We start from the raw sequence: 12429 nt of genomic DNA on the forward strand, positions 1-12429 counted from the left end.
TTCTCCCCTTACTGTCGTCACGGCCGGCGGCGCCCGCCGCGGCGCTCAGCACAGCGGCCTCTTAAAGAACAGATGGTCGAGCAGGATCAGCAGAGCGGCGATGCCGATGATGATGAAAAACGCGAAGGCGTAGTGCAATGACCGATGGAAGTGCGTGCGATAGGCGCGGGAATATTCGTCGGCAGTGACACGGCGGAGCGTGAACCAGCCGCGCCATTCCGGTGCATGGCTCGCCATCAAGACCCGCTCGCGAAACGCCAGCGCCCAGATCACGACGCCAGCCCCCATGTCGACGATCGTCAACAATCGCAGGAGATCCTCAGCCATTCGAGCTAGCATGGAGAGGCCTCGCTCACTCGTCCTGCTGCGGATCGAGCGCGTCGCGCAGGCCGTCGCCCAGCAGGTTGAGCGACAGCACGACCAGGAAGATCGCAAGCCCCGGCCAGATCGCCATCCACGGTGCATTGGTGAGGAAGCGCTGGGCGGCGTTGAGCATGCTGCCCCAGGACGGGGCCGGCGGCTGCTGGCCCAGGCCTAGGAATGACAGCGCGGCCTCGGCGATGATGGCGGCGGCGACCGACAGCGTCGCCTGCACCAGCAGCGCCGGCATGATGTTCGGCAGGATGTGCCTGACCGCGATCTGCAGGTCGGTATCGCCGACGCTGCGGGCGGCCTCGACATATTCCTCGACCTTGACGCTCATCACCTCGCCGCGGGTCAGCCGGACGAAGATCGGCGTCGCCGAGATGCCGATCGCGATCATGGCATTGCCGAGGCTCGGCCCCAGGAACGCCGCCAGCGCGATCGCCAGGATCAGGAATGGGCAGGCCAGCATCGCGTCGGTGATGCGGCTGATCAGGGCATCGAGGAAGCCGCCGCGGTAGCCTGCGATCATGCCGATCGGGACGCCGATCGCCAGCGCGATGGCGACCGAGATCGCTCCGGCCAGCAGCGAGGCCCGCGCGCCGTAGATCACGCGGGCCAGCACGTCGCGGCCGAGATCATCGGTGCCGAGCCAATGCGCCGCCGACGGCGCCTTGCGCACCAGCGCCCAGCTCGTCTTGATGGGATCGTAGGGCGCCACCACCGGCGCGAGCACGGCGAGCAGGATGAAGGCCGTGATCAGGCAGAACCCGACCATGGCGCCTTTGCGCTTCACCAGTCGGCGCAAGGTGCGCTGCATCGGCCGCTCGAGCGGAGCGAGGGCGCGTGCCCCGTGCGGAGCTGACAGCGTCGTCTCGGCCATCTCAGCTCCTCAGCCGCGGATTGACGAGGACATAGGCGAGATCGGCGATCAGGTTCAGCATGATGTAGACGGTGGCGGTGACCAGCACGACGCCCTGCACGACGGCGTAGTCGCGATTGAACACGGCATCGACGATCAGCTTGCCGAAGCCGGGGATCGAGAAGATCTGCTCGGTCAGCACGGCGCCGGACAACAGCGTCCCGAGCTCGAGCGCGCCCAGCGTGATCACCGGCGTCAGGGCATTGCGCAGCGCGTGGCGCAGGATGACCTGGCGTTCGGAGATGCCCTTGGCGCGCGCGGTGCGGATGTAGTCGCTGCCCAGCACCTGCAGCATCGCGCTGCGGGTGTGGCGCATCAGGATCGCGGCGATGGCGTTGCCGAGCACGAAGGCCGGCATGATGGTGGCGGCGAGGCTGGCCCGCCAGTCCTCGGCGGGCGAGACGTAACCGGAGGCGGGGAGCCAGCCGAGCTGGATCGAGAACAGGAAGATCAGCATGATGCCGAGCCAGAAGTTCGGCGTCGAGATGCCCCACAGCGCAAACAGGTTGGCGGCATAGTCCCAGGCCGTCCCGCGCTTCACGGCGGAAACGATGCCGGCGGGAATGCCGATCAGGAACGCGATCACGATCGCCATCGAGGCGAGCTGCAGGGTTACGGGCAGCTTCTGCAGGATGAGGTCGCGCACCGGCATCTTGATGCGCAGCGACTCGCCGAAATCGCCCGAGAGCACGCCCTTGATCCAGTAGCCGTACTGAACCGGAAGCGGCTGGTCGAGCCGATACTGTTTGCGGATCTGCTCGATCACCGCCGGATCGCGCTCCTCGCCGGCCATCACCAGCGCGGGATCGCCGGGCAGGAGCTGTTGCAGCGAGAAGATGAGGATGGAGACAAAGATCAGCGTCGGGATGATCTGGGCGATGCGGCGGGCGAGGAACGTCAGCATGATCTGCGTCCCTCGCGGCAGTCACCCGGCGCGTCATCGGAAACCGGTCGTGCTCCCAGCGTTCCCTCCCCCACAAGGGGCGAGGGAGCGCAGCGCGCGCGAGGCGTCGCGGTCGCGTCCCAACGAAGGGGGGCCAAGTGACTGCTCACTTCAGCTTCAGGCCGATCACGCGCACCAGGCCGTCCGGCATCTGCTTGTAGCCCTCGAGCTTCTTGGTGTGCGCGATCAGGATGCGTCGGTGGTAGAGGTAGAGAATCGGCTCGTCCTCGATCTCGAGCTTGGTCAGCTTCTCGTAAAGCGCCTTGCGCTGGGCCATGTCGGTCACCAGCCGTGCGTCGCTGAGCGCCTTGTCGGCCTCGGCGTTGGCCCAGACGCTGTAGTTCTGCGGCGCGTTGCTGTGCAGGAACACGTAGCTGTTGCCGTCGGGATCGATCCGGCCGCTCCATGACAACATGAACGCCTGATAGTCGCCGGCCTCGGCCTGCTTCAACGAGGTCGCAAACTCCGTCACTCGGATCTTCATGTCGAAGCCGGCCTCGGCGGCCATCGACTGTACGACCTGGGCGGCCGCCTCGGTCTCGGCGCCCTTCGGTACCATGAAGTCGACCGCGACAGGCGTCGTCACGCCGGCCTCTTTCAGCAGCGCCTTTGCCTTCTCGACATCGCGGGCACGCACCGGGAAGGCCTTCTGATAATAGGGATGCGAGGGATTGACCCACTGGTTGCCCGGCATGAATTCGCCGTTGAAGACCACCTGGTTGAGCGCCTCGCGGTCGATCGCGAGATCGAGCGCCTGGCGCACCTTCGCGGACTGGCTGAGTGGGCCCTTGGCCTTGTCCTTGCCGATGTTGAGCGTGATGCCCTGATAGCCGAGCTCGATCGCGGTCGACAGCGCAAGCTTGGAATCGGCGCGCACGTCCTTGATGTCGGTGGCGAGCACGCGCTCGATCAGGTCGAGGGCTCCGGACTTCAGGTTCGCCAGCCGCACCGTGGCGTCGACGATCGGCTGGTAGACGATCCTGTCGATGAAGACGTTGTCCTTGTTCCAGTAGTCGGCGAACTTCTCGAACACGATGCGGTCCTGCTGGACGCGCTCGACGAACTTGTAGGGACCGGCGCAGACCGGATGCAGGCCGAACTTGTCGCCGGCCTCCTTGGCCGCCTTCGGCGACACCATCATGCCGGCGCGGTCGGTGAGCTGGGCGATCAGCGGCGAGAACGGCGCTTTCAACACCAGCTTGATCGTCAAGGGATCGACGACGTCGACATGATCGAGCGAGGCCAGCTCCGGCTTGCGGAACGAGCCGGGGAGGGTGAGATGGCGGTCGAGCGAGAACTTGGCGGCCTCAGCGTCGAACGGCTCGCCGTCATGAAACTTGACGCCGGGCCGGAGCTTGATGGTGACCTCCTTGCCGTCGGCCGAGGTCTGCTGCGACAGCGCGAGCTGCGGCACGATGTTGAGCTTGTCGTCGATGTCGAACAGCTTGTCGCAGGTCGCGGCGAAGACGATGCGGCCGACATAGGTGCGGGCCATGGTCGGATCGAGAACGTCGGGGTCCTCGGCAAGGCCGATGCGCAAGGTCGTCTGCGCCTGCGCGACCGGCCCCCAAGAAGCCACGACAACGGCCGCGACCGCGGCCAAGCACCAGTTCCTCATCATCCGATGTCCCTCACGCGAATGCAGCCTGCGTTGTTGCCCTATCAATACCAACCCCGATCACGCGCCGTCCTTCCGGCTCGGTCATGTCTGGTTCGCGAGCGCGGCGGCGATGCCGGCATCAATCGTGGCGCGATCCGTAATCCCTGCCGGATTGTCGCGCGTCGGCATGAACTGCCGGAACACGGCCCAATGCTTGCGGCTAACGCCCTCCAGTCGTTCGAGCTCTGCCAGCGGATCGGGGTGATCATCGACACGCAGATCGAGCTCGGACCATTCCTCCTTGCCGTGGACCAGAAGAGCGGCCGACTGTTTGCCGCGCTTGTCACCGCCGGCGGCCTCGCCGGCCTTCATGGCTGCGATCAGACGCTCCGCGAAGGGCAGGGCGTGGCTGGCGATAAACGCGTTCGCGGTTTCGTTCAGCACCTGCGGGCCGGCCAGCATGTTGCCGGCAATCGAAAAGCCACGGCCTTCGAGATGGCCGCACCAGTCGATGCAGTCGCGGCCGGTGTGGGCGGCAATCTGGCCGTTGTGATCGAGGATGTGGAGCTGGCGGCTCTCGCGGCCGGGATCGGCAGATGTCAGCAGTTGCACGATCTCGCGCGGATGCCGGCCGTCGCGCAGCAGCGTGACGCCGTCGATGCCGTAATAGGGATTGACCAGCGCCTGTGTGGCGATGCCGCCGTGGCCGGCGACGATGAAGGGCACGCGCGCGCCGACGGCGAAGAAGCGGGTGGCGACGGCGATGCCGATCCGGCCGGTGAGATCGTCCTTGGCAATGATCGACCAGGTCATCGTCGCGTTGCTCTCTTATCGTCCGGCGGCGTAACCCTGCATGCCCCGTGGATTGGCCGCGGCGCGGCGGCGGCGGCCCACGCGGGAGGCCGCGGTAAGGCGGCCCTCCGACCAGTCGGGGCCGACTTCGACCACATGGCCGCGGCGGCGCAGCTCCTCGACGGTCGCCTTGGGCACGCGGCCCTCGACCACGAGCACGCCGGGGCGCGCGGTGCGCGGCCAGAACGAGATCGGGAAATGCTCGGAGTGCCACGCCGGCGCGTCGATCGACTCTTGCAGGTTCATGCCGGCATGGACGTGGCGCAGGAAGAACTGCGTGTTCCACTGGTCCTGCTGGTCGCCGCCGGGCGAACCCCAGGCCACATAAGGCTCGCCGTCGCGCAGCGCCATGGTCGGCGATAGCGTCGTGCGCGGCCGCTTGCCCGGCACCAGCGCGGCCGGATGATCCTCCTCGAGCCAGAACATCTGCGCGCGCGTCCCCAGGCAGAAGCCGAGCTCGGGGATGACCGGCGATGATTGCAGCCAGCCGCCGGAGGGCGTCGCCGAGATCATGTTGCCTCGGGAATCGATGATGTCGAAATGCACGGTGTCGCCGCGCACCTCGCCGAAGCGGCCGACGGTCGGCTCGCCCGAGCCCATTGCGCCGACGGCCTCGCGGCGGCCTTGGGCCTCGCGCAGCTTCACCTTGGCGCCGTAGCCGTCGAGCGTGCCGGGACGCAGCTCGAGCGAGGCCTTTTCGGTGATCAGCTTGCGGCGCTCGTCGTTGTAGGCATCCGACAGCAGCGTCTCGATCGGGATGTCGGCGAAAGCAGGATCGCCGTAGAAGGCCTCGCGATCGGCGAAGGCGAGCTTCGCGGCTTCGATCTGCCAATGAATGAAATCGGGGCCGGTCGGATCGAGGCCGTCGAGCACAAAGCCCTTGAGCAGCGCGAGCTGCTGGAGCAGCACCGGGCCTTGGCTCCAGACGCCGGCCTTGCACACGGTGTAGCGGCCGTACTGATAGGTCAGCGGTGCCTCGATGGTCGGCTGCCAGCGCGCCATGTCGTCGGCTGTCAGCACGCCCTTGTGGCGCGAACCCGAGACGTCCATCACTTCCTGCGTCCGGCAGAAACGGTCGATGGCCTCGGCGACGAAGCCCTGCGACCAGGCCTTGCGCGCGCGCTCGATCTGCGCGTCGCGATCAGCACCCGCGCTTTCGCCTTCACTGAGGATGCGTGCGTAGGTTTCCGCGAGCTGTGGATTGGTGAACAGCGTGCCCGGCCTCGGCACCTCGCCATTGGGCAGATAGAGCGCGGCCGAGGTCGGCCAATGCGTCTTGAACAGCTGCTCCACGGTCTGGATCGTCGCCGAGATACGCTCGACAAGCGGATAGCCGTCGCGCGCGTAGGAAATCGCCGGCTCCAGCACGTCGCGCAGCCGCATCGTGCCGTAGTCGCGCAGCAGCAGCATCCAGGACTCGAACGTGCCGGGCACGCAGGCCGCGAGCAGGCCGGTGCCGGGCACCATGTCGAGGCCTTCGTTCTTGTAGTGCGCGATGGTGGCGCCTGATGGCGCCGGGCCCTGGCCGCAGATCACCTCGGTGCGCCCGCGCCTGACGTCGTGCAGGATGATCGGCACGTCGCCGCCAGGACCGTTCAAATGCGGCTCCACCACCTGCAGGGTGAAGGCCGCCGCGACGCCGGCGTCGAAGGCGTTGCCGCCGCGCTCCAGCATCGCCATGCCCACCGCGGTGGCGAGCCAGTGCGTGGAGGTGACGACGCCGAAGGTACCGTCGATCTCGGGGCGGGTCGTGAAGGGATCGGGGTTGATGAAGCTCATGTGACTTTCATTCTGATGATCGGTCCGTCCGCACCACGACTCGTTGCCTCATGCAGGAACGGCCGCGCTCGCCGGCTGGTTCACCGCATGGCAGGCCACGCCGCCGATGAGTTCGGGCGACTGCTGCCGACAGAGATCGAATGCAAGGGGACAGCGTGGGTTGAAGGTGCAGCCCGAGGGCGGATTGATCGGGTTCGGGATCTCGCCTTTGACCGGAATGCGCTGGCGGCCGGACATCGACAGGTCCGGCACTGCGCCGAGCAGCATCTTGGTGTAGGGCATGCGCGGGTCGCTGAACAGCGTGCGGCCATCGGCGATCTCGACGATGCGGCCGAGATACATCACGCCGATGCGGCTCGCCATGTGGCGGACGACTGCGAGATTGTGGCTGATGAACAGATAGGTCAGGCCGAACTTGTCCTGCAAATCGCGCATCAGATTGAGGATCTGCGCCTGCACGGAGACGTCGAGCGCCGAGGTCGGCTCGTCGCAGACGATGAACTCGGCCTCGGAGGCGAGCGCGCGCGCGATGGCGATGCGCTGACGCTGCCCGCCAGAGAATTCGTGCGGGAATTTCTGGCCGTCGTCGGGATGCAGGCCGACCAGCGTCAGCAACTCGCCGACGCGGTCCTTGATCTGGCGCTCACCCTCGATGATGTCAAAGGCGCGGATCGGCTCGGCGATGATGCTATCGACGCGGAAGCGCGGATTGAGGCTCGCGTAAGGATCCTGGAACACCATCTGGATGCGGCGGCGCAGCTTGCGCCGCACCTGGGCCTGGCGCGCTTCGCTCATCGACACGCCGTCGATGATGACCTCGCCCGACGTCGGCGCCAGCAGCCCGACCACCATGCGCGCGACCGTGGTCTTGCCAGAACCGGATTCGCCGACCAGCGCGAAGGTCTCGCCCTTCCTGATGCCGAAGCTGACGCCGTCGACCGCCTTCAGGAACTCCTGCGGCTGACGCTCGATCACGCGGTTGAGCCAGGGTTTCGAGACGTCGAAGACCCGGCGCAGGTTCTTGACCTCGACGAAATCGGTCATGCCGCGGTCTCCGTCGCGCGATCGTACAGATGACAGGCGACGGCCTGCGTGCCCTGGCGTAGCGGCTCCGGCCGGTCGACGCGGCAGCGGTCGAAGGCGAAGCTGCAGCGCGGATTGAACGAGCAGCCGGGCGGGATCGCGGACAGTCGTGGCATCGAGCCTGGGATCTGCACCAGCCGCTTCTCCTCGCCCGCGAGCGTCGGGATCGCGCCCATCAGCCCCTTGGCGTAGGGGTGCAGCGGGTTGTTGATCACCTCCTGCACCGGGCCGATCTCGGCGACGCGGCCGGCATACATCACGGCGACGCGGTCGCAGGTCTCGGCGATCACGCCCATGTCGTGGGTCACCAGCATCACGGCGGTGCCGTGGTCGCGGCCGAGCCGCTTGATCAGCGAGATGATCTGCGCCTGCACGGAGACGTCCAGCGCGGTGGTCGGCTCGTCTGCGATGATCAGTTCCGGCTCGGCGCACAGCGCCAACGCGATCACGACGCGCTGGCGCATGCCGCCGGAGAATTCGTGCGGATAGCCGTCGATGCGCTTCTCGGGCGCCGATATGCCGACCTCGGCGAGCAGGTCGATGGCTCGCTTGCGCGCCTGCTGCTCGGTGAGGTTGGTGTGGGTCCTGATGGTCTCGATGATCTGGTCGCCGACGCGATACAGCGGATTGAGCGAGGTCAGCGGATCCTGGAAGATCATGCCGATGCGCTTGCCGCGCACCTTGCGCATCTCCTCCGGCGGCAGGTTGTCGATCCGCAGGCCGGAGAGCTGGATCTCGCCGCCGGAGATGCGGCCCGGAGGATCGATCAGGCCGATCACGGCGAGGCCGGTGACGGACTTGCCGGCACCGGATTCGCCGACGACGCCGAGCACCTCGCCCTTGGCGATGTCGTAGGAGACGCCGTCGATCGCGCGCAGGGTGCCGCGCCGGGTCGCGAACTCGACCTGCAGGTTGCGCACGGACAGAACGGGGGCGGTCATGAGCTCAAGCCTCGGAAGGACGCATTCACGCGGGTCATCGCAGTTTCGGGTTCAGGGCGTCGCGCAGCCAGTCGCCGAGCAGGTTGATGGCGAGGATCAGTCCGGCCAAAGCGATGCCGGGGAAGGCAACGATCCACCATTCGCCGGCGAACAGATAGTTGTTGCCGATCCGGATCAGGGTCCCGAGCGACGGCATCGTTTCGGGCATGCCGGAGCCGAGGAACGACAAGGTCGCCTCGGTGATGATCGCCAGCGCAAGGTTGATGGTGGCGATCACCAGCACGGGACCGGTGGTGTTGGGCAGCACGTGGCGCAGCATGATGACCGGCGCGGGCAGGCCGATCAGCTGTGCTGCGGCGACGTAATCCTTGTTCTTCTCGACGAGGACCGAGCTGCGCACCGTGCGTGCATATTGCACCCAGAAGGAGAGGCCGATCGCCAGCACGAGCACGACCAGCATGCTGAGCCAGTCCAGCCGGTTGCCGGACACCGACTTGGCGATGCCGTTGACCAGCAGCGCAATCAGGATCGGCGGAAAGGTGAGCTGGACGTCGGCGATGCGCATGATCACTGTGTCGACCCGGCCGCCGAAATAGCCGGCGATCAGGCCGAGGCCGATGCCGAGCGCGCCGGAAAAGGCAACGCCGAGAATGCCGACCAGGAGCGAGATGCGCAGGCCATAGAGGATGGCCGAGAGCACGTCGCGGCCCTGCTCGTCGGTGCCGAGCAAGAACGGGCTCTGTCCGTCGGCGGTCCACAGCGGCGAAATCCGCGAGTTCAACAGCTGCAATTGGGCCGGGTCGAACGGGTTTTGCGGCGACAGCAGCGGCGCGAAGATCGCCAGCAGGAAGAACAGCAGCGTGATCACGGCCGCGGCGACCGTCAGCTTGGAGCGGCGGAACGAGTAGAACAGGTCGCTCGCAAGCGCACGCTTCAGCCATCCGTCGGCGGCGCGCGGCGTCTCGACGGGCGTGGGGTGGGGAAGGGCGGCGTCGCTCATGATCAGGCCGGACGGCTGATGGTCGCGCGCAGGCGCGGATCGACCACGGTGTAGAGGATATCAACCACGAGATTGATGGTGACGAAGATCAGCGACACCATCATCAGGTAGGCCGCCATGATCGGGATGTCGACATTCTGCACCGCCTGCACGAACAACAGGCCCATGCCCGGCCATTGGAACACCTGCTCGGTGATGATCGAGAACGCGATCACCGAGCCGAACTGCAGGCCGACCACGGTGATCACCGGCACCAGCGTGTTGCGCAGCGCATGGCCGAAATGAATCGCGCGCGTGGTCAGCCCACGGGCGCGGGCGAAGCGGATGTAGTCGGTGCGCAGCACCTCGAGCATCTCGGCGCGAACCAGTCGCATGATCAAGGTCATCTGGAACAGGCCGAGCGTGATCGAGGGCATGATGAGCGCCTTCCAGCCGGAGACGGTGAACAGGCCCGATGTCCACCAGCCGAACCTGACGGTGTCGCCGCGGCCGAACGACGGCAGCCAGCCCAGCGTGACCGAGAACAGGTAGATCAGGAGGATGCCGATCAGGAAGGTCGGCAGGGAGATGCCGATCAGCGACAGCATCTGGAACAGCTTGGCGAGCAGGGAGTCGCGGTGCAGCGCCGAGAACACGCCCATCAGGATGCCGCAGAACAGCGCCAGGATCGTCGCGCAGACCGCGAGCTCCAGGGTGGCGGGCATGCGCTCCTTGAGCAGATCGGAGACCGGCTGCCGGAACTGATAGGAGACGCCGAACTTGAACTGCGCCGCGTCGAACAGATAGCGACCGAACTGCACGATGAAGGGATCGTCGAGCCCGAGCGACTGGCGGATGCTGGCCCGTTCCGCGGCCGACGCGTCGATCGGCACGATCTGGCTCACCGGGTCTCCGGCGAAGCGGAACATGGCGAACGCGATGATTCCGACGGCGATCATGACGCCGATGGCCTGAATTGCTCGGCGAAGCGCGAAGGCGAGCATCTGATCCTTTCAGGTCCTTCGAGATGCGGCGGCGCGTAGCACCTGCCGCAGGAAATGAAAAGTCCCGAAAAGCAGTTCTGCTTTCCGGGACTTGTCGTTGCGTCTGGACTACTCGGTCTTGGTGGCGAGGAACAGCAGCACGGCGTTGTCGGCGCGCAGCGGAATCTTCACCTTCTTCGAGACGCCCCAGGCCACCGCCTGCTGATGCAGCGGGATGTAGCCGTAATCCTTGATGCCGATCTCGAAGGCCTGCTTGATCAGTTGATTGCGCTTGGCGGTATCGGTCTCGACCAGGACCTTGTCGGTCAGGGCGTCGAACTCCTTGTTGCAGTAATTGCCGAGATTGGCCTCGCCCCGGGTCGGGTCCTTGGCATCGTCACGGCAGCCCATGATGTCGTGCATCACGTTGTGCGCGTCCATCGAGGAGGGCGTCCAACCGAGCAGGAAGAACGAGGTGTTGTAGCCGCCGGGCTTCAGCACCTTGGCGAAGTACTGCGCCTTGGGCTGGGCGTTCAGGTTCACCTTGACCCCGATGCGGGCGAGCATGCCGACCACGGCCTGGCAGATCGCGGCGTCGTTGACGTAGCGGTCGTTCGGGCAATCCATGCCGACCTCGAAGCCGTCGGGATAGCCGGCCTCGGTCAGCAGCTTCTTGGCGGCGTCCGGATCATATTTCGGCCGGGTGAAGTCCTTCGACAGCGCATAGAGCTGCGGAGCGATCATCAGCGCCGACGGGGTCGACAGGCCGCGCATGACGCGGGTCTTGATCAGCTCGACGTCGATCGCCTTGTAGAAGGCCTCGCGGACGCGGATATCCTTGAACGGGTTCTTGCCCTTGACGTTGGAGTACAAGAGCTCGTCGCGCGTCTCGTCCATGCCAAGGAAGATCGTGCGCAGCTCCGGTCCCTTCAGGACCTGGGCGTTCGGGCTGGAATCGACGCGGCCGATATCCTGCACCGGGACCGGCTCGATGACGTCGACCTCGCCGGACAGCAGCGCGGCGACGCGCGTGGCGTCGGAGGCGATGGTGGTGAACACGATCTCCTTCAGATTGTGCTCGGGCTTGCCCCACCAGTTCGGATTGACCTTGAACACGGTCTTCACACCGGGCTGATGGCTCTCGATGATGAAGGGGCCGGTGCCGTTCTCATGCAGCGCGGCGTAGCTCGGCGTGGTTGCCGACACCGGCGTCGGCGCGACCGAGTTGTTGTCCTCGCACCACTTCTTGCTCATGATGTACCACGTATCCCATTGCGAGATCAGGATGGGATTGGGGGCATCGAGCTTCACGTCGACGGTGTAGTCGTCGACCTTGATGAATTTTGCGTCCGGCGGAACGTTGGAGAGGAAGTTGGAACCGGTGGCGCGGACGCGATCGGCGGAGAAGATCACGTCGTCGGCCGTGAAGGGTTCGCCATTGTGGAACTTGACGCCCTTGCGCAGATGGAAGCGCCAGCGGGTCGGCTCGGGCGTTTCCCAGCTCTCGGCCAGCGCGGGGATGATCTTCAGATCCTTGTCGCGCGCGGTCAGCCCCTCGTAGACGTGAGCATGGTGCGCAATCGTGGTCGATTCCTTGAAGGTGTAGGGATCGAGCGATTTCAGGGTGCCCTGGTTGGCATAGCGCAGGGTCTGGGCCGAAGCTGGCATGACGGCGAGGCCGAATGCGACCGCTGCCGCGATGAGCAGGGATTTGCGTCCCGACATATGTCCAAATTCTCCGCGTTTGACGCTTGGTTTTTCGGCAGGCGCGATTGTGTCCGGCCTGTTTTGCTTCGAAGTTCGTGTTGTCTGCAGCGCCTCTTGCACGAACTTCAAGAAGCAACAAGACGCCGGGCGATATGCTTGCAAGTCTGATGCCGCGCCGGAATGAACTGATCCCGTTGGCTCTGGCCTGGCGGTGCGTCGTGCGACCCGCGGCAGATCGATCCGAATATGTTGCCAGAGTTCAGCGGCGGCACACAAG

At 65.8% G+C, this 12429-nt stretch carries 11 protein-coding genes; all 11 read right to left on the reverse strand.

Annotated features, from left to right (window positions below; translation table 11 throughout):
- Positions 1-45: 45 nt before the first annotated feature.
- Entirely contained in the window at positions 46-327 is a 282-nt protein-coding gene (locus tag QW887_RS11555; RefSeq protein WP_315715754.1) for a hypothetical protein, read from the reverse strand.
- 25 nt (positions 328-352) lie between these two features.
- A complete protein-coding gene (locus QW887_RS11560; protein ID WP_315715824.1) occupies positions 353-1183 on the reverse strand; it encodes an ABC transporter permease in 831 nt (276 codons plus the stop codon).
- Between the two features lie 64 nt (positions 1184-1247).
- The gene (locus QW887_RS11565; RefSeq protein ID WP_315715755.1) at positions 1248-2189 is read right to left on the reverse strand and encodes an ABC transporter permease; all 942 of its coding nucleotides are present in this window, start codon (positions 2187-2189) and stop codon (positions 1248-1250) included.
- Between the two features lie 145 nt (positions 2190-2334).
- Entirely contained in the window at positions 2335-3846 is a 1512-nt protein-coding gene (locus QW887_RS11570; RefSeq protein ID WP_315715826.1) for an ABC transporter substrate-binding protein, read from the reverse strand.
- 84 nt (positions 3847-3930) lie between these two features.
- Positions 3931-4641, reverse strand: coding sequence for a DUF1028 domain-containing protein (locus QW887_RS11575; RefSeq protein WP_315715756.1), 711 nt, complete (start codon positions 4639-4641; stop codon positions 3931-3933).
- Positions 4642-4656: 15 nt separating this feature from the next.
- Positions 4657-6459, reverse strand: a complete 1803-nt coding sequence (locus tag QW887_RS11580) for a gamma-glutamyltransferase family protein (protein ID WP_315715757.1) — start codon at positions 6457-6459, stop codon at positions 4657-4659.
- Between the two features lie 48 nt (positions 6460-6507).
- Positions 6508-7503 carry an oligopeptide/dipeptide ABC transporter ATP-binding protein gene (locus tag QW887_RS11585; protein WP_315715758.1) on the reverse strand — a complete coding sequence of 332 codons (996 nt, stop codon included), beginning with the start codon at positions 7501-7503 and terminating at the stop codon, positions 6508-6510.
- Positions 7500-8483 (reverse strand): ABC transporter ATP-binding protein, encoded by a 984-nt coding sequence (locus QW887_RS11590; protein ID WP_315715759.1) that lies wholly within the window; start codon positions 8481-8483, stop codon positions 7500-7502. Before QW887_RS11590 ends, QW887_RS11585 begins: the two co-directional genes overlap by 4 nt.
- A 34-nt stretch (positions 8484-8517) precedes the next feature.
- Positions 8518-9483 carry an ABC transporter permease gene (locus QW887_RS11595; protein WP_315715760.1) on the reverse strand — a complete coding sequence of 322 codons (966 nt, stop codon included), beginning with the start codon at positions 9481-9483 and terminating at the stop codon, positions 8518-8520.
- A 2-nt stretch (positions 9484-9485) separates the two neighbouring features.
- Positions 9486-10466, reverse strand: a complete 981-nt coding sequence (locus QW887_RS11600) for an ABC transporter permease (RefSeq protein WP_315715761.1) — start codon at positions 10464-10466, stop codon at positions 9486-9488.
- Positions 10467-10574: 108 nt separating this feature from the next.
- Positions 10575-12170 carry an ABC transporter substrate-binding protein gene (locus QW887_RS11605; RefSeq protein ID WP_315754699.1) on the reverse strand — a complete coding sequence of 532 codons (1596 nt, stop codon included), beginning with the start codon at positions 12168-12170 and terminating at the stop codon, positions 10575-10577.
- Positions 12171-12429: the final 259 nt, after the last annotated feature.

Origin of the sequence: Bradyrhizobium sp. SZCCHNRI3052 (assembly GCF_032484895.1) — a bacterium.
Taxonomy (GTDB): Bacteria; Pseudomonadota; Alphaproteobacteria; order Rhizobiales; family Xanthobacteraceae; genus Bradyrhizobium.

Bases quoted from the DNA above. Each gene is read 5' to 3' on its own strand.
- QW887_RS11580 (WP_315715757.1), bottom strand. From the start codon at position 6,459: ATGAGCTTCATCAACCCCGATCCCTTCACGACCCGCCCCGAGATCGAC.
- QW887_RS11595 (WP_315715760.1), bottom strand. From the start codon at position 9,483: ATGAGCGACGCCGCCCTTCCCCACCCCACGCCCGTCGAGACGCCGCGC.
- QW887_RS11555 (WP_315715754.1), bottom strand. From the start codon at position 327: ATGGCTGAGGATCTCCTGCGATTGTTGACGATCGTCGACATGGGGGCT.
- QW887_RS11565 (WP_315715755.1), bottom strand. From the start codon at position 2,189: ATGCTGACGTTCCTCGCCCGCCGCATCGCCCAGATCATCCCGACGCTG.
- QW887_RS11560 (WP_315715824.1), bottom strand. From the start codon at position 1,183: ATGCAGCGCACCTTGCGCCGACTGGTGAAGCGCAAAGGCGCCATGGTC.
- QW887_RS11570 (WP_315715826.1), bottom strand. From the start codon at position 3,846: ATGAGGAACTGGTGCTTGGCCGCGGTCGCGGCCGTTGTCGTGGCTTCT.
- QW887_RS11585 (WP_315715758.1), bottom strand. From the start codon at position 7,503: ATGACCGATTTCGTCGAGGTCAAGAACCTGCGCCGGGTCTTCGACGTC.
- QW887_RS11600 (WP_315715761.1), bottom strand. From the start codon at position 10,466: ATGCTCGCCTTCGCGCTTCGCCGAGCAATTCAGGCCATCGGCGTCATG.
- QW887_RS11575 (WP_315715756.1), bottom strand. From the start codon at position 4,641: ATGACCTGGTCGATCATTGCCAAGGACGATCTCACCGGCCGGATCGGC.
- QW887_RS11605 (WP_315754699.1), bottom strand. From the start codon at position 12,170: ATGTCGGGACGCAAATCCCTGCTCATCGCGGCAGCGGTCGCATTCGGC.
- QW887_RS11590 (WP_315715759.1), bottom strand. From the start codon at position 8,483: ATGACCGCCCCCGTTCTGTCCGTGCGCAACCTGCAGGTCGAGTTCGCG.